This window comes from Pyxidicoccus sp. M15, from assembly GCF_056858435.1.
Genome location: NZ_CM166495.1, coordinates 6674593 through 6692302, shown reverse-complemented (window position 1 = coordinate 6692302; position 17710 = coordinate 6674593). Strand labels below are relative to the sequence as shown.

Genomic DNA, 17710 nt, shown 5'->3' with positions numbered 1-17710 from the left:
AGGGGTGCCAGGCTCTCAATGGCGAGGAGTACGGGGACTGAACCCGTGCCCCGGCGTGACAGGCTTCAGCCCGGGGTGAACCAGAGCACGGACAGCGGGGGCAGGGTGATGGCCGCTGAAGCGGGCTGGCCGTCCCAGCCCGTGGGCTCGGTGTGGATCTGCCCCATGTTCCCCTGGTTGGAACCCCCGTACTCGCCGGCGTCCGAGTTGAGGATCTCCACGTAGCTGCCGTGCAGCGGGAAGCCCACGCGGTAGTTCTCATGCACCGTGGGGGACAGGTTGGCGATGCACACCACGTGGCGCCCCGGCTGACGCGAGCGCCGTACGAAGGCCAGCACATTCACCGCCGCCGAGTCCGGCTGCAGCCACTGGAAGCCCACCGGCTCGCTGTCCGCGTCGTGCAGCGCGGGCAGTTCCTTGTAGAGCCGGTTCAGCGAGGCCATCAGCTTCATGATGCCCGCGTGCCCCGGGTCGTGCGTCAGGTGCCAGTCCAGACTCTTGTCGTGGTTCCACTCCGCGGGCTGGCCGAACTCGCCGCCCATGAAGACCAGCTTCTTCCCGGGGTGCGCCCACATCCACGCGAACAGCGCACGCAGGTTGGCGCGCTTCTGCCACGGGTCTCCCGGCATGCGCCCGTACAGGCTGCCCTTGCCGTGCACCACCTCGTCGTGGCTCAGCGGGAGCATGAAGTGCTCGCTGAACGCGTACAGCAGGCCGAAGGTGAGCTGGTTGTGGTGGTACTGCCGGTAGATGGGGTCCTTCGAGAAGTACGACAGCGTGTCGTGCATCCACCCCATGTTCCACTTGAAGTGGAAGCCCAGGCCGCCCTCGCTCACCGGGTGGCTCACCTTGGGCCAGGCCGTGGACTCCTCCGCAATCACGACCACGCCCGGGTACTTGCGGCGCACCGTCTCGTTCAGCTCGCGCAGGAACTGGATGGCCTCTTCATTCTCGCGGCCGCCCCAGCGGTTGGGAATCCACTCGCCCTGCTTGCGGCTGTAGTCGAGGTAGAGCATGGACGCCACCGCGTCCACGCGCAGGCCGTCGATGTGGTACTCCTCAATCCAGAACAGCGCGTTGGCGATGAGGAAGTTGCGCACCTCGTTGCGGCCGAAGTTGAAGACCAGCGTGCCCCAGTCCGGCTGCGCGCCCTTGCGCGGGTCCGCGTGCTCGTACAGCGATGTGCCGTCGAACTGCCCCAGCGCGTGCACGTCCCGCGGGAAGTGGCCGGGCACCCAGTCCACGATGACGCCGATGCCCTCCTGGTGCAGGTGGTCCACCAGGTAGCGGAAGTCGTCCGGGTGGCCGAAGCGCGCCGTGGGCGCGTAGTACCCGCTCACCTGGTAGCCCCAGGAGCCTCCGTAGGGGTGCTCCGAGACGGGCAGCAGCTCCACGTGCGTGAAGCCCAGGTACTTCACGTACTCGGCCAGCGCCGGCGCCAGCTCGCGGTACGTCATGGGGCGGTCGCCGTCCTCCACCACGCGGCGCCAGCTGCCCAGGTGCACCTCGTAGACGCTCCACGGCTGGTGCGTCACGTCCTGCTTCTGCTGGCGCGACTCCAGCCACGGCGCGTCCTTCCACGCGTAGCGCGACAGGTCGTGCACCACCGACGCGGTGGCCGGCGGCACCTCGGCCTGGAAGGCGAACGGGTCCGACTTGAGCACGCGGGTGCCCCCATGCCCGGGGCGAATCTCGAACTTGTAGCGCGCGCCTTCACCCACCTCGGGGACGAACAGCTCCCAGATGCCGGACGCACCCATGCGCCGCATGGCATGCAGCCGGCCGTCCCAGCCGTTGAAGTCACCCACCACCGACACGCCCGCCGCCGTGGGCGCCCACACCGCGAAGGACACGCCACGCACGCCGTTGTGGTGGATGAGGTGCGCGCCCATCTGCTCCCAGAGGCGCTCGTGTTTGCCCTCGCCCGCGTAATACAGGTCCATCTCCCCCAGCGTGGGGAGGAAGCTGTAGGGATCCCGCAGCTTGAAGACCTTCTTGCCGGGGTACTCCACCTCCAGCAGGTAGGTGAAGGGCTGCTCCTTGCCATTCACGCGCGCCTCGAAGACGCCGCCCATCCGGTGCGTCATGGCGATGCGGCCGCCCGCCTCGGGCAGCACGTGGATGGCGATGGCGTCCGGCCGGAAGGCGCGAATCACCACGCCGTCGCCGTCCGGGTGGATGCCCAGGATGGAATGCGGCTCCGGGTGTCTCAGCTCGATGACACGCTGAAGCTCCGCGTCGACCTGGGCCTTGTCGGCTGGCTTCCTCACTTGGAATCCTCCATGCGCAAGAGGGCCTGGACGGGGATGCGTACCCAGTCCGGCCGGTTCTGCAGCTCATACCGCACTTCGTAGAGGAGCTTTTCCAGTTCGAACGCCCGCAGCATCACGTCGAACGTGGCGTCGTCCGCCGGCAGGTACTTCGCCCCGCGCGTGGCCTTGCGGTAGCCCTCCAGGAAGGCCTCGCGGCTGGGGCCCACGCGGCCGCGGGGCTCGCCGCCCTCCAGCGCCACCGTGGCCTCCGCGTAGTCGAACGAGCGAATCATCCCCGCCACGTCGCGCAGCGCGCTGTACTTCTCGCGGCGCGCCGTGAAGCTCCTCGCGGGCTCACCCTCGAAGTCGAAGATGAGCCACTGGTCATTGGACCGCAGCACCTGTCCCAGGTGCAGGTCTCCATGGATGCGAATCTTCTGTCCCGAAGGCGCCACGTGCGCCAGCCGCTTCGCGTACCCGATGAGCGACTCGCGCCGGCCCTCCAGGTCCGGGTTCAGCCGGGCCGCATCCGCCAGCGTCACGCCCAGCTCGCCCACGATGGAGGCGCTCCAGCGCTGCAAGTCCTCCTGGAGGAGCGGCTCCGGAACGAAGGCCGGCTCGTCCGCGGAGGCGGAGGCGAAGGCATTGTGCAGCTCGCCCAGGCGCATGCCCAGCTCGCGCATTTCCCCGAGGAAGCGCTCGCCCAGCGCCCGCTCCTGGCGCAGCCGGTCCAGCGCGTACTTCCACCCGTCCGTCGCGTCCGGCACGAAGCGGTGGGCCACCGCCACGGTGGCGCCCGCCGCGCCCTCCAGGTGCAGTGCCCCCAGCAGCGTGGGCGTGGCCCGGAAGGACGTCTTGGTGGCGAGGAAGCGGCCCACCTCGTGCTCCGGACTTACCCCCGCCTCGAGCCTGCGGATGATCTTGAGGATGACCTTCTCACCCAGCACGACGGAGGTGTTGCTCTGCTCCACCATCAGCCGCCGCACCGTCAGCGGCGAGGGCAGGGCCATCAGCGTCTCCGGCCCGCCAATCCATTCCCCCACCAGGCGGCCGGAGGCGGAGCTGATGCCGCCGCTCTCGCGCATGACGCGGAAGAGGGAGCGCAGGCACTCGTCGTCCTCGAGCGCGTCGCGCGCGCCGTCGGCCGAGGACTTCACCGGCAGCAGGTAGCGCTCCGGGGTGCCCAGCTCGTACACCACCTCCACCACGGCGAGGGTGAAGGAGCAGGGACCGAACTCCATGGCCGCGTGGTCCACCACGCTCACGTTCTTGATGGGCCATGCCTTGCCGCTGAACCAGCGCTGGTGCTTGAGGTACTCCGGCAGCTTCGTCAGGTCGAGGGTCGTCACGGCAGGTTCCTCCCCGCGCCCGGCTTGTCCAGCCGGAACCACAGGAACATGAAGGGACCGAGAGAGAGCTGGTAGGGCAGGTTGCTGATGCGGGGGAAGGGCGTTTCGCCGATGAGCTCCACCGGCACCGCGCCCTCGTACTCGCGCAGGTCCAGCACCGCCGGCTGCGCGAAGCGGGACAGGTTGCACACCACCATCACCGTCGTGCCCTCGTACTCGCGCACGAAGGAGAGCACCTTGCGGTTCTCCGTCGGCAGGAAGCGCAGGGAGCCCAGCGCGAAGACGGGGTAGCGCTGGCGGATGCGAATCATCCGCTTCACCCAGTGAAGGAGGCTGGACTTCACGCGCTCCTGCGCCTCCACGTTGATGGACTGGTAGCCATACACCGCGTCGGCGATGACGGGGGCGTACAGGCGCGCGTAGTCCGCCCGGCTGAAGCCGGCGTTGCGGTCGCCCGTCCACTGCATGGGCGTGCGCACGCCGTTGCGGTCGCCGAGGTAGATGTTGTCGCCCATGCCTATCTCGTCCCCGTAGTACATGACGGGGGTGCCCGGCAGGGTGAACAGCAGGCTGTGCATCAGTTCAATCCGCCGGCGGCCGTTGTCCATCAGCGGGGCGAGGCGGCGGCGGATGCCCAGGTTGATGCGCATCCGCGGGTCCGTGGCGTACTCCCGGTACATGTAGTCCCGGTCCTCGTCCGTCACCATCTCCAGCGTCAACTCGTCGTGGTTGCGCAGGAAGATGGCCCACTGGCAGTTGTCCGGGATGTCCGGCGTCTGCTGCATGATTTCGACGATGGGCGTCCGGTCCTCCTTGCGGATGGCCATGAAGAGGCGGGGCATCACCGGGAAGTGGAAGCCCATGTGGAACTCGTCGCCGTCGCCGAAGTAGACGCGCACGTCGGCGGGCCACTGGTTGGCTTCCGCGAGTAGCATCTTCCCCTGGTACTCGGAATCAATCGTCTTGCGCAGCTTCTTGAGGAAGGCGTGCGTCTCCGGGAGGTTCTCGCAGTTGGTGCCCTCGCGCTCGAAGAGGTAGGGCACGGCGTCGCAGCGGAACCCGTCCACGCCCATGTTCAGCCAGAAGCGCATGACGTCCAGCATGGCTTCCTGCACTTCGGGGTTGTCGTAGTTGAGGTCCGGCTGGTGGCTGAAGAAGCGGTGCCAGAAGTACTGCTTGGCCACCGGGTCCCACGTCCAGTTGGAGCGCTCGGTGTCGAGGAAGATGATGCGGGTGCCCTTGTAGATTTCGTCCGAGTCGCTCCAGACGTACCAGTCGCGCTTGGGGCTCTTCGGGTCGCTGCGGGCCTCCTGGAACCAGGGGTGCTGGTCGCTGGTGTGGTTGACGACCAGCTCGGTGATGATGCGGATGCCGCGCTTGTGGGACTCGTCCACCAGGCGCTGGAAGTCCGCGAGCGTGCCGTAGTCGGGATGGATGCCGTAGTAGTCCGCGATGTCATACCCGTCATCGCGAAGCGGTGAGGGGTAGTGCGGCAGCAGCCACAGGCAGTCCACGCCCAGGTCCTGGAGGTACGGCAGCTTCTCAATCAGGCCCGGGATGTCCCCGTGGCCGTCGCCGTTGGAGTCGTGGAATGCGCGGAGGTGCAGCTCGTAGATGAGGGCCTTCTTGTACCAGAGGGGATCCAGTTCCATACGCCTCTCGGGTGTCACTCGTAGTAGTCGAACGCCTGCTCGGTGCGGCGGAAGCGATACACAGCCCAGAGGGCCGCGGGTTGTTCGGGCGTGAGGCGTACCTGCACGTCAGGGCCCTGCCAGAGCGAGCGCTGGTCCGACATCAGCTCGTGCACCTGATACGTCTCCTCCGGCTTCGCGCCCAGCCACTCCATGGGCACGTGCAGCAGTGCTTCCTGCGGGGTGTACGGGTCCAGGCTCACCGCCATGAGCACCGTGCTCAGTCCGTCCGGTGAGCGCTTGCCGTAGAAGAGGACGCGCTCGTTGTTCGACTCGAAGAACTCGAGCGTGTCGTAGTGGCGCAGCGCGGGCTGGGTGCGGCGCGCGGTGTTGAGGCGCGTTATCCAGTCCTTGATGTTGCCGGGCCGGTCCAAATCCCACGCGACGAGCTGGTACTTCTCCGAGTCGATGTATTCCTCCTTGCCCGGCAGCGGGCGGCCCTCGCACAGCTCGAAGCCGCAGTACATGCCCCACACGGAGGAGAGGGTGGCCGCCAGCGCCGCGCGCAGCCGGAAGGCGCCGGGCCCGGCGTTCTGCAGAATCTCCGGGAGGATGTCCGGCGTGTTGGGCCAGAAGTTGCCGCGGAAGTAGTCCGACACCGGCGGGTGCGTGAGCTCCTCGAGGTACTCCTGGATCTCCTCCTTGAAGTTGCGCCAGGTGAAGTAGGTGTACGACTGGCCGAAGCCCACCTTGGCCAGGGCCTTCATCACCTTCGGGCGGGTGAAGGCCTCGGCGAGGAAGATGACGTCCGGGTGCGCGTCCTGGACGCGGCGGATGAGCCACTCCCAGAACTGGGTGGGCTTGGTGTGCGGGTTGTCCACGCGGAACGTGCGCACGCCCTGCTTCACCCAGTGGAGGATGACGGACTCCAGCTCGGCCCAGAGGGACTCACGGGCCGGCCCCATCCAGTCGAAGTTGACGATGTCCTCGTAGCGCTTGGGCGGGTTCTCCGCCGTCTTGATGGTGCCGTCCGGGCGGTGCTGGAACCACTCCGGATGCTCCTTCACGTAGGGGTGGTCCGGCGAGCACTGGAAGGCGATGTCCAGCGCCACCTCGATGCCGTGGTTCTGCGCGGCCTCCACGAAGTGGCGGAAGTCCTCCAGCGTGCCGAGCTTCGGGTGCACCGCCTTGTGGCCACCCTCCGCGGCGCCGATGGCCCAGGGGCTGCCCACGTCATCCGGGCCCGCCTTGAGGCTGTTGTTCTTGCCCTTGCGCGCGGTGCGACCGATGGGGTGGATGGGCGGCAGGTAGATGACGTCGAAGCCGAGCTGCTGGATGTACGGCAGCCAGTCCTCGGCGTCCTTGAAGGTGCCGTGCGTCTTCCCGTCGCGCTTCGCGGAGCGGGGGAAGAACTCGTACCAGGCGCCGAAGCGGGCCTTCTCGCGGTCCGCGAACACCTCCAGCACCTTGTCGTAGCGCTTCGCCAGGGTGCGGTCCGGGTACGTGGAGGCGATGGTGGCCAATTCCGGCGCGAGCGCCACGGCGATGAGCTCCGGCTCGGCGGGGCCGCGCAGGCGGGCGGCGGCCTCGGCCAGCACCCGCGCGTCGCCCTCGCTGGCGGGCCGGGCCCGGGCGGCGGCGGCCTCCAGCAGCGCGGCCCCCTCCAGCAGCTCGCTCTTCACGTCCCGCCCGGCGTCCACCTTGCGCTTCAGCTCGGAGGCCCAGGTGCGGAAGAGATCCGGCCAGGCTTCAATCGTGTATTGATAGCGGCCGTTGTGGGCGAGAGGGAACTCTGCCTCCCAGAGGTCGTTGCCCAGAAAGCGCATGGGCACCTCCTGCCAGTCCGTCACTTGTGACCTGGGCGTCACCTGTTTCCAGCGGACGACGGCGACCAGGACGTCATGGCCCTCCTTGAAGACGTCGGCCTTGACGGTGAGGCTCTCGCCGGCGACGCGTTTGACGGCATGGCGGCCCGCGTCCAGCTCGGGTCGGACTCCCTCGATGAACACGCTTCCGATTCGTTCGGTCATAAAGGCTGTCGGCCCTTATAGGGCTTGGGTTCGGTCTGGCCGGGCGGCGTTTTCACGGGCAGCGTTGATGCAGGACGGCTTCCGCGCCGGCCGCGTTGGCTCGTCAACGTTAGGAACGCGATTGCCAGCCGCCCACCGCGTTACTTGAAGCTGGGATCCGCACCGCTGGTTGCGGTATCCGGGACTGACATGGCGCCTCCCCCTCCCTCCGCCCCCCGAGCGACCGACCCGGCGGCTGACAAGGCCCTCCTCCAGCAGGTGGCCCTGGGCAGCGGCGCGGCGATGCGCGAGGTGTACGCGCGCTGTGGCGCCAGGGCTTTCGCCGTGACGCTGCGGCTGCTGCCGTCCCGGGCGGACGCGGAGGAGGTGCTGCAGGAGACCTTCCTCGACGTGTGGCGGCGCGCGCGCGAGTTCAATCCCGAGCGGGGCGGGCTGGAGACGTGGGTGACGACCATTGCCCGGACGCGCGCCATCGACCGGCTGCGCTCCATGGGCACGGCGTCACGTGTGGCGGAGGGCGCCAGCCACCAGCCGCCCCCGGTGAGCGCCGCGCCGACCGCGCCCGATGAAGCGAGCGCCCTGGGGCAGAACCGCCAGCGCGTGCTGGCGGCGCTGAAGCAGCTGCCGGCCGAGCAGCGCGAGGTGGTGGAGCTGGCCTACTTCGAGGGCCTCTCCCAGCGCGAAATAGCCGAGCGCACCGGCGACCCGCTCGGCACCGTGAAGACGCGGGCGCGGCTGGCGTTGGAAAAGCTGGGCGACCTGCTGCGGGAGCTGGCGCCAGACGTGTAGGCCCCGCTGTCTCCAGGGTGTCCGGCGAGTAGTCTGGGCGGAATGCGCAGGGTCCTTCTTTTGGCGGTACTGCTGTTCGTCGGTCCGGTGAGCGCCCAGGCCGCCGAGGAGGGTGTCGCGCCCGCCCGGTATACCCAGGCCGACGAAGGCTACGTTCGCATCTCGGGCATCACGGGACGCAACCTGCAGCGGCGGAAGCACGTGCGCGGTCCCTTCAAGCCCTACTACGAGCAGACCCTCACGGTGGACAACCGCCTGGACCTGGAGCTGCTCCGCGTCGAAATCCACGTGGGTCATGAGCAGCCGCCAGGCCCGTCGGTGCGGTGGGTGAGGCGCGAGAGCTCCTGGCTCGTGTTCAACGCGCGCGGGCCGACCCCGGTGACGCTCAACTACGACCCTCCCGTGCCGGGGCTCGAAGCGCATCCGATCGCCGTCCTGGTGAGCTACCGGCTGGCGGCGGACCCCGCCAGGACGCCGGGCTTCACCCGCACGCTGTTCCTGCTGTCCAACTCCAAGGGTGCCGTCGACCTGGCCGTGGCGGCGGAAAAGCTCTCCGAGCTCGGCCCGGATGCGACGCTCACCCGCGAGGAGGTGCGCAGATGGGTGGCCGGTGGGCCGCTGGGGATTGCCGATGCCTTCGGCCAGGGCATCACCCCGCTGTACGCGCTGCGCCTGCTGGGCCGCGTGGGGACCGGTGAGGACGTTCCGTTGCTGCTCTCCGTGCTGAAGGCCGAGAAGGACTATGCCTGGTACCTGCCCTCGCTCGAGGCGCTGCGCACGAGCCTTCCCGACCACCCGATGACGAACCTGTTCGCCTCCGGCGCGAAGCTGGAGCACATCGTGGAGGACGCGGTGAGGGACCTCCAGCCGGCGCTGGCCGCCCCCGCGCTCGTGGCGTTGGCGTACCAGGACGGGCCCCACCGAAGCGTGGCGCGGAACCTGCTGCGCAAGTGGAAGCCCGAGGAGCTCGTGGGCTTGCTGCGTGGCCCCGGCGCGGCGGACGCGCTGCGAGTGCTCTGCGCCAGCCGCGCTCCGGACGCGGTGCCCATCATGCTGGGGCTGGGGGCGACGGGCGTGGACGGTGTGGACCTGAAGGCGTGCCTGTCCGCGATGCCGGTGAAGGAAACGAACGCCGCGCTGGTAGGGGCTCTGGGCGAGGAGCTGGGGCCGCTGGAGGACACGGTGCTCTCCCTGCTCGCGGCCCGGGGGGCTGCGGTGCGGGCGGCGCTGCGGGCCCGGGCCTCCAAGCTGGAGTTGAAGGAGGCCGCCTCGGACACGGGGGCGCTCGCTCGCGCCATTCATGCGCGGCTGCGCTCGGAGCGCGTGGGCGCCCTTCAGAAGACGCTGGATGGCGTGAATGGCGCGCTGAGCGAGGGGCAGTTCGACACGGCGCTGGAGCTCCTGGAGAACGCCGCGAAGGAGGCTCGAGGCCGCGAGCACAACGCGGAGCTGGCCCTGGCCCATGCCCGGGTGGCGCAGGCGGCGGCCAGGGCGCAACGCCCGGATGCCGTGTCCACGGCGCTCAAACGCATCGAGGTGCCGGTCGCCGGTCGCGAGCATGGGGCCGCGCTGGAGCTGGAGCTGACGGAGGTGGCTCGGGTCCTCATGTCCCAGTGGAAGGACCGGCGTGTGGACTCGCTGCTCGAGCAGGTCGAGGAGCGGGTGAGCGCGCCCACTCGGCCGGAGCTGGCCCGGGTCTACATCGCCGCCCTCGGCGATGAACGCGGAGGCTGGGAACGGGCCATGTATGCGGAGCGGGCGCTCGTGCTGGATTCGAGCAACGTCGCCGCGCGGCAGCACATCGAGGAGTACGCGCGCGAAAAGGCCCGAGATGAACGGCTCCGGTCCCTCGCCGTCGGTGGTGGAGGGCTCCTGGCCGTGGCCCTGTTCTTGTGGTTCATCGTCTCCAAGTTGCGCGCCGCTACGGAGTGAGGGCTCGGGGGACCCGAGCCCTCTGACGGCCGTATCAGCTGCGCGCCTGCCGGCTGGAGCGACGGCGGGACTGGATGGCGGTGAGGCCCATCCACATTCCGAGCAGCAGCAGCGGGGAGCCGCCGCCGGAGCCCGCGCCGCAGCCACAGCCCGAGGCGGTGTCGTCGCCCGGCTCGCCGGGGGTTCCGGCGTCGGTGTTGCCGGTGCCCGTGCCCGCGTCCGGCCCCTGCGTGCCAGCGTCGTTGCCCGGCGTGCTGCCGGCATCTTCGTCACCGGAGCCCGCGTCCGTGGTGCCCGTGCCGGCGTCCGTGTCACCCGTGCTTGCGTCCGGGTTGCCCGTGCCTGCATCGGTGTCACCCGTGCCGGCGTCCGTGGTGCCCGTACCTGCGTCGGTGTCGCCCGCGCCAGCGTCCGGGTTGCCCGTACCTGCATCGGTGTCGCCCGTGCCCGCATCCTCGTGGCCGGAGCCCGCATCGGTGTCACCGGAGCCCGCATCCACATCGCCGGTTCCCGCGTCGGACTCGCCGGTTCCACCGTCCGTGGCCGCGCCGGCATCGGGCGCGGAGCCGCCGTCCTGGTCGCCCGGGCCCGCGTCCGTCGGCTCGGGAGGTCTCACGACCTGCACGACCACCGCGGAGGTGCTCGGCTCGAAGCGCGTGTCGCCCGAGTACGCCGCGGTGATGCCGTGCTCCCCTGGCAGCAGCGTCGCGGTGGTGTAGCTCGCCGCGCCCTGCGCGTTGACGGGGACGGTCGCGAGCGCCAGCGTCCCGTCCAGGAAGGTCATGCTCCCGCCCGGCGTGCCGGCCGCGGGCGGCGCCGCGCCCACCAGCGCGATGAAGGTCACCGCCTGCCCGCTGTCCGATTGAATCCGGGACGACTCCAGCGCGACCAGCGAGGCACCGCGCATCACCGTGACGGCGACCGCATTCGACATGCTTCCGCTGAAGACGTCGCCGCCCTCGTAGTCCGCGGCCACTGCGTACTCACCCGGCTGGGGAAGCGGCGTGCGGAGGCTGGCCCTGCCTGCCGCGTCGAGCGTCAGCGAGACCTCCAGCCCAGGCCCGTCCGCGTCGGTCGACTGGACCCGGACCTGCCCCGAGGGCGTCTGCTCCACCGCGGTCTCGGGTCGCACCTCCACCTGGATGTCCACCGGCTGCCCGTAGACGCTGGTGGTCGGCGACACGGTGAGGACCGTCTGCGTCCGCACCAACGTGACGACCTGCGTGAACACGTCAGACGTGGCCGGCTGGAACCCGTCATCTCCCGAGTACGTCGCCGTCACCGCGTAGGTGTGAATCGGCAGGCCGCTCACGACGAGGGAGGCCTCGCCCTGCTCGTTCAGCGCAGCGGTCCCCAGTTCCTGCGTGACGCCACCCGCGACGGCCTGGAAGGTGACGCTGCCCGAGGGGGAACGCGGAGCAAGGCCGCTGTGCTGCACCACCGCCTGGAAGGTGATGGGCAGGCCCAGCGGACGCTGCGCCCCGTCCGAGCCGAGGAAGACCTCGGTCGCGGCCCGGTTCACGGTGTGAGTGGCCTGTCCGGAGGAGGGGAGGAACGGCGTCTGTGAAGCGAACCTGGCCGTGAGCGCATGCTCCCCAGCCCCCAGCGTCGTGAGCGAGAGGGTCGCCTTGCCGAAGTCATCCACCTGCGCGAAGCCCAGCACTGTCTCTCCGCTCAGGAAGTAGACGTCGCCCCTCGCCGACCCCGTGTCCGGGGCCGTCTGCATCACGGTGGCCTCCAGGGTGACCTGCTCCCCGTAGGTGGTGGAGCTTGCCGGCGTGACGGTCAGCGTCGTCGTCGTCGCATACCCCGTCTGGAGGATGACGGGCACCGAGAGGCTCGACTCGAAGTTGCCGCTGTACTCGGCGGTGAGGGCGGCCGTCCCGCTGGGGAACGCGGGGGCCGTCAGCGTCGCCACGCCGTCCGGCCCCACGGACGCGGTGCCCAGCTCGTGGCCTTCCACCTTGAACGTCACCGTCCCCGAGGGGATGTCCATGCCCTCCGTCAGCGCCACGACGGCGGAGAGCGTCACGCCCTCGTCCGGGCGCGACGGATTCGGTGAGACGGTGAGCGTGGTGGTGGTGGGCGCGGCGACGTTGATGGTGAGCAGGTGGCTCCAGGCTTCGTACGAGAACCGGATCGCCTGGCCGGCCGCGGGCACGGTGAAGGGGATGTTGGCCCCGCCGCGCTCACCGTTCAGGCCGTAGTTCTCGTCCCAGTTCTCATGGTGGGCGATCTTCAGCTCGTAGGTGCCGGCGGGGAGGGACGGGATGCGGAGCTCCTGCACGCCGTCCCCGTCGATGTCCTTCAGCCACGTGATCATGCACGCCGGGTCCCAATCACCAGGGCAGCCCAGCTCGGACTGAAGTGAGCCCGCGAGCACGGCGATGGACGTGAGCGTCGAGTTGGTGACCCAGTGCGTGGCCGGGTCGTAGAAGAACTTCACGTCGATGGAGTCCTCGGTGTGGCTGAAGGAGAGGTTGGCGCCGTCCCGCTGGGCGTTGGCGCCGTAGTTCTCCTCCCATGAGCCGTTGAGGGTGACCTTGAACTCCTGCGGACCTCCCGGGACGGGGAAGACCTTGCGCCAGACTCCGTCCACCGGGTTGGGCTCCAGCCCCGTGTTGCTGCATGCCGGGTCCCAATCCCCGAGGCAGCCCAGCTCGGACTGGAAGGTGCCGACGATGGTGACCGACGTCGGCTCGGCCTGGGCATGGGCTTGCGCGCAGAGGAGGGTGAGCAGCACGGCGCACGCCCGGAAGGACACCGGAACGGTGAAACGGAATGGATGCATGGAGGACGACCCGGAACGCGAAGGGCGAAGGGGCCGCACCTTAACGCGAACGCCATTTCATTCGCGGCGGGGCCCGGATGACCCGGGCCTCGGACTCGCGACTTCAGGAGTAGCGGGCCATGAACGCGGCGAGGAGGGGGCCTCCGGCGCGTGCCTCCGCGGGGGACTTCGGGCCGCCCTCGGTGAGCTTGCCGCAGAGCTCCTCCAGCGCGGGCTTCATCGCGTCGAAGGCGGCGGTGGCCTCGGCGGCGTTGTCGAAGAAGCGGTGGTGGAGGAGCCAGCCCGTCACGGAGCAGGTGAGGGCGTGGAAGGAGCGCGAGTCATCCACCTCGTAGGTGAGGCGCGCCTGTCCGGCGAGCTCCTCGTCGCGGGCAATCGTGCCGCCCTGCGAGCCCATCCATCCGAGCGAGCCGCCGTCTTCATAGGGTTTCCACTCCGCGTCCACCGGTGCACCTCGCGTCAGGGGCTGGGGCGGCATCTTGCTCGAATCCACCTCATGAAACCCACCCGCTTCGCGGTGAGGGACTCGCAGGTGTGACAGTCGCAAGGGGGCGCGGAGCGCGAGGGACAGACGCTCGCAAGCCTCACTGGCTGGTCCCAGGCAGCCAGCCGCGAGCGCATGGGGAAGGAGGCGCTGAAGCGCCGCGCTGGCACCCGAAGCCACGGAAATGATGGGGTTGCACGCCGCGTGGGCGCTCCCCAGTTTTGTCGCAGGTTCCCCTGGCTGACGACGTGCCGGAGGGGGGCAGGCCCTTCGTGACGCAGTCCTCAGCGCGACCGGCCTGGTCCAGTCGAGACGTGGGGTGCGCGTCATGCCAGCCGAACCGTCCAGCACTCCTCACGACAGCGAAGTGACCGGACCCGAGGGTGAGTCCGTCCCCGTCCGTGGGGACGGGGAGCCGGGCAGGGAAGCGGTGGTTCCGTCCTCGGTGCGGGAACGGTTGTCTCCCCTCGCGCTGGGCGCGATTGCCGGGAACCTGCTGGGCGGAGCGCTGTCCTTCGGCTACCTCTCGCTCAGGCGCAAGGGCGCACGGTCCGGAGCGATGGCTCGGCTTGAAGAGGGCGAGAGGGGGCGAGCGCCCGCCGGTTCCCGACGCGAGGCGCATGGAGTCGAGGCTCGCGCTACGCGGGTCGAGAAAGAAGGTGCCAGCACGCGCCCACTCACTGGGGGTGCGCAGCGTGGCGAATCCGAGGAGGCCAGGGGGCGCGCTCCCGTCACCGTGCGGCGTGACTCGTCCGTCGTGGCGCAACGAGCCGCCGCTTCAGCACGTAGCGCTCCGGAAGTCAGCGCAAGGTCCTCCGCGGAGGCTGTCTCCCGTGAGGCGCCTGGCGTCATCACGCAGCCGTCCGTCACACCTGCGCCGCCTGAGAAGCCGGGCGTCATGGCACGACTGTCCAATGCCATTTCGCGACGCGGAAAGGGCGGAGCCAGGGCACACCGGACCGCCGCGAAGAGCGCCGCTTCGGCGCAGCTCCCTGGCAGCAGGGATGGCCGGAAGCGCTCGCTCATCCTCGTGGGCGGCGGCATGCGCGTCGCGTGGCAGGCCGGTGCGATTCGGGCCCTCTCCGACGCGGGCGTCGTCTTCCAGCACGCGGACGGAACTTCGAGCGGCATCCTCAACCTGGCCATGCTGCTCGCCGGCCAGTCGCCCCGGGAAATCTGCCATCGGTGGCGGACGCTCGCCGTGAAGGACTTCCTCACCTTCGCCGCGCCCCGGAAGCCAGTGGACCTGCTCGACGTGGAGGCCCTGGGCGATGCCGGCCCGTTCGTGCATCGCGTCCTGCCCCACCTGGGCATCGATGCCGCGGCGGTCCGCAAGAGCAAGCTCCTCGAGGGCACCTTCAACGTCTGCAACTTCGCCCGCAAGGTGAACGAAGTCTTCCCGCACACGCGCGTGGACACGGACCTGCTGGTGGCCGGTGTCTCGCCGCCCATCCTCATGCCTCCGGTGAACCGCGACGGCACGCTCTACACCGACTCGCTGTGGATCCAGGACGGCAACCTCATGGAAGCCGTGCGCCGGGGCGCGGACGTCATCTGGGTGCTGTGGTGCATCGGCAACACGCCGCGCTACGGCCGCGGTCTGCTCCAGCAGTACGCCCACCTCATGGAGTTGAGCGCCAACGGCGCCCTCTTCGAGCAGCTCGAGCGCATCCATGAAATCAACGAGCGCATCCTCGCCGGCGAGGAGGTGCTGGGCCACCGCCGTCCCATCGCCGTCCACCTCGTGAAGCCCGAGCGTCCGCTCCCGCTCGACACGGACCTCTACGACGGGCGCGTCACCGCCGCCTCCCTCGTCGACATGGGCTACTCGGACACGTGGCGCTACCTCGCGGTGCGCGGTGAGCAGGGCCTGCCGCTCACCCCCGAGATGACCCTGACCACCGAGCCCGCCGCCGACCTGACCTTCCGCGAGTCCCTGACCGGCCCCTTCGCTCTCGGCTCCACGGACCCGATGGCCGGCGCCCTCCATCCCAACGCCCGGCCCCTCACCATCCACCTCACCATCGCCGTGGACGACATGGACGCGTTCGTCAGCGACGTGCGCCACACCGCACGGCTGGTGGCCCGGCTCGATTACGCGCCCTTCGGTGAAGACGTCCCCGTGAGACAGGGCAGCTTCAACCTCTTCCAGTCCCGCGAGGACCCGCGCACCCGGCTGATGCACTACGGCCTGCGCTTCGCCCACGAGGGACGCGAGTACTTCCTCGAAGGCACCCGGGCCATCCGCTACACCGGCGCCTCGGTGTGGAGGGACGCCACCCGGCTCCACTGCCTGCTCCACGAGGGCCCGGATGCCCGGGGGCCCGTGGTGGGCGCCGGCATGCTGACGCTCGGCGTGGAGCAGATTGTCGAGCTCATCTCCAGCATGCACCCGGCCCGCCGGGGAAGCGCGGGGCTGTCCGCCATGGCCCGCTTCGGGCGCTTCTTCCTCGGGCCGCTGTGGGACCACTACGCGCCGCTCGCGAGGCCGGGCCTCGCGAGCGAGCTGGCCCTGGAAACGCGGGGGACGGCTGCTCCGCCGCCCCCGGCTTGAGGAGGGGCCGGGCTGCCCGACGCCGGACGCCACGGCGGCGTCACGACGGCGGCGGCCCCGCTCGACCTCAGCGGAGGCGCACCATGTCCGAGACCCTGACCGTCGACGTGAAGGCCGTTCCAGGCAGGGGCCGCGCGCCCCGGCCCGCCGCTCCGCCCGGGCGGAAGATGGTGTGCTGGTTCGACCCGAGCGTGCTTGCGAAGGCGGGCGTGAAGTCGCTCCTGTCGGCGACCATCGGCAAGCAGGCCGACCGCCGGCTCCTGGACGCGGTGGCCTCTCCGCAGCCGTACTTCTTCGACTTCACCGTGGACGACGCCGGACGCCCGAGGGACGAGCTGTGGCTGGACTACGTGGCCGACCTGGGTGACGGCTGGGACAGCACCTATGCCGTGGCCCTCGCCGTCACGCGGCCGGAGCTGTCACTCGAGGACCCCACCGGCGCCACGCATGTGACGCGGGGAGGTGACGTGCTCGTCTTCGGCGGCGACGCGGTGTACCCCACCGCGAGCGTGGACGAGTACCAGGCGCGCACCGTGCGCCCCTACGAGGCCGCGATGGCCCATGGCCGTCCGTCGCCGCACCTGTTCGCCCTGCCGGGCAACCACGACTGGTACGACGGGCTGGTGTCCTTCCTGCGCCTGTTCTGCCAGGGGCGCGAGTCCAAGGCCTGGCGCACGCACCAGCGGCGCAGCTACTTCGCGCTCAGGCTGCCTCGCGGGTGGTGGCTGCTGGGCACGGACATGCAGCTGGAGTCGGACGTGGACGCCGCGCAGGTGGAGTTCTTCGAGAACGTGGCGAAGACGATGGCCGACGGCGACCGCGTCATCCTCTGCAACGCGGAGCCCGCGTGGATCTACCAGCAGGTGAAGCCCCACGCCGGCCGCGAGTTCATCGACAACAACATCGACTTCCTCCAGGAGATGGTGCTCGGGAAGAAGGTGAGCGTCTTCCTCGCGGGCGATCTGCACCACTACCGGCGTCACGAGAACGAGGAGGGGCGGCTGAAGATCGTCGCGGGTGGCGGCGGGGCTTTCCTGCACCCCACGCACCTGCCTCGCGTGGACTCGCGCCCGGACGGCTACGTCCTGAAGGAGAGCTTTCCCTCCCGCGAGGTGTCCCGGCGCCTGACGTGGCGCAACCTGGGGTTCCTCGGCCACAACCCGTGGTTCGGCGTGTTCATCGGCATCGTCTACGCGTTGCTGGGCTGGGGGCTCGCGGCCGACCTGAATGGCAGCGGGACGTCCCACTCGTTCAGCTCGGTGCTGTCGGGGGCCATCGAGAACAGCGGCTCGATGTTGATGGCCGCGCTGCTGGTGGTGGGGATGGTGGGCTTCGCGGATGGGCGCCTGGGCGTCTGGTGGAAGCGCGTGGCCGGAGGGCTCCATGGCATCGCACATCTGCTGGCGGCCCTGCTGCTGACGTGGGCCGCGTCCGCGCTCTCAGGGGTGTTGATGGGCGGAGGGGACAGCCTGCGTCGGGATGTGTGCAGCGTGCTCCTGCTGTTCGCCGGGGGCTTCGCCGTCGGACCCACCCTGATGGGGGTGTACCTGCTCATCTCCCTCAATGTGTTCGGTTGTCACCCCAACGAGGCGTTCTCGTCGCTGGCCATTCCGGATTGGAAGAACTTCCTCCGGCTGAAGATAGACAGGGAGGGACAGCTGACCCTGTACCCGGTGGGCATCCGGCGCGTGCCGCGGGCGTGGAAGGCCGGCGACACGGTGCGTGAGCCGGAGTGGGTGGCGGACCCGAAGGACGGCGGGTCCACGGCGCCGGAGTTGATAGAGAAGCCCATCGTCGTGGGCCGGACGAAGGCCCCACCCACGAGGGTAGGGAAGGGGAGGACGGAACAGTCGCGCGCGGGGGCGTTTGTGCCGGGGACCGCAACGTCCTAACCTGCC

Annotated in this window: 10 protein-coding genes; 4 read left to right on the top strand and 6 right to left on the bottom strand. The window is 69.7% G+C overall.

From position 1 onward, the window contains the following. Window positions 1-65 precede the first annotated feature (65 nt). The 4 genes from glgB to ACX9TP_RS24945 are packed head-to-tail and all read right to left on the bottom strand — an operon-like array spanning window position 66 to window position 7262. Window positions 66-2270, bottom strand: a complete 2205-nt coding sequence (glgB, locus tag ACX9TP_RS24960; RefSeq protein WP_482973116.1) for a 1,4-alpha-glucan branching protein GlgB — start codon at window positions 2268-2270, stop codon at window positions 66-68. Continuing rightward, a complete protein-coding gene (locus ACX9TP_RS24955; protein WP_482973115.1) occupies window positions 2267-3601 on the bottom strand; it encodes a phosphotransferase in 1335 nt (444 codons plus the stop codon). The genes glgB and ACX9TP_RS24955 overlap by 4 nt, the downstream gene beginning before the upstream one ends. Further along, window positions 3598-5253, bottom strand: a complete 1656-nt coding sequence (gene treS, locus ACX9TP_RS24950; protein ID WP_482973114.1) for a maltose alpha-D-glucosyltransferase — start codon at window positions 5251-5253, stop codon at window positions 3598-3600. The genes ACX9TP_RS24955 and treS overlap by 4 nt, the downstream gene beginning before the upstream one ends. Window positions 5254-5267: 14 nt before the next feature. Next, entirely contained in the window at window positions 5268-7262 is a 1995-nt protein-coding gene (locus ACX9TP_RS24945) for an alpha-1,4-glucan--maltose-1-phosphate maltosyltransferase (RefSeq protein WP_482973113.1), read from the bottom strand. 189 nt (window positions 7263-7451) lie between these two features. Between ACX9TP_RS24945 and ACX9TP_RS24940 the strand changes: the two genes are divergently transcribed. Both ACX9TP_RS24940 and ACX9TP_RS24935 read left to right on the top strand, forming a co-directional pair. Next, complete coding sequence (locus tag ACX9TP_RS24940) at window positions 7452-8051, top strand: sigma-70 family RNA polymerase sigma factor (RefSeq protein ID WP_482973112.1); 600 nt, start codon at window positions 7452-7454, stop codon at window positions 8049-8051. 42 nt (window positions 8052-8093) lie between these two features. Then, the gene (locus ACX9TP_RS24935; RefSeq protein ID WP_482973111.1) at window positions 8094-9983 is read left to right on the top strand and encodes a hypothetical protein; all 1890 of its coding nucleotides are present in this window, start codon (window positions 8094-8096) and stop codon (window positions 9981-9983) included. A 34-nt stretch (window positions 9984-10017) separates the two neighbouring features. On the opposite strand, the gene ACX9TP_RS24930 is transcribed toward ACX9TP_RS24935, so the two are convergent. After that, a complete protein-coding gene (locus ACX9TP_RS24930; RefSeq protein WP_482973110.1) occupies window positions 10018-12774 on the bottom strand; it encodes an Ig-like domain repeat protein in 2757 nt (918 codons plus the stop codon). A 103-nt stretch (window positions 12775-12877) separates the two neighbouring features. Beyond that, entirely contained in the window at window positions 12878-13252 is a 375-nt protein-coding gene (locus ACX9TP_RS24925) for a hypothetical protein (RefSeq protein ID WP_482973109.1), read from the bottom strand. A 904-nt stretch (window positions 13253-14156) separates the two neighbouring features. On the opposite strand from ACX9TP_RS24925, the gene ACX9TP_RS24920 reads away from it, so the two are divergent. Together ACX9TP_RS24920 and ACX9TP_RS24915 are read left to right on the top strand one after the other, a co-directional pair. Beyond that, the gene (locus ACX9TP_RS24920) at window positions 14157-15812 is read left to right on the top strand and encodes a patatin-like phospholipase family protein (protein WP_482973108.1); all 1656 of its coding nucleotides are present in this window, start codon (window positions 14157-14159) and stop codon (window positions 15810-15812) included. 83 nt (window positions 15813-15895) lie between these two features. Beyond that, the gene (locus tag ACX9TP_RS24915) at window positions 15896-17704 is read left to right on the top strand and encodes a hypothetical protein (RefSeq protein WP_482973107.1); all 1809 of its coding nucleotides are present in this window, start codon (window positions 15896-15898) and stop codon (window positions 17702-17704) included. Window positions 17705-17710 lie beyond the last annotated feature (6 nt).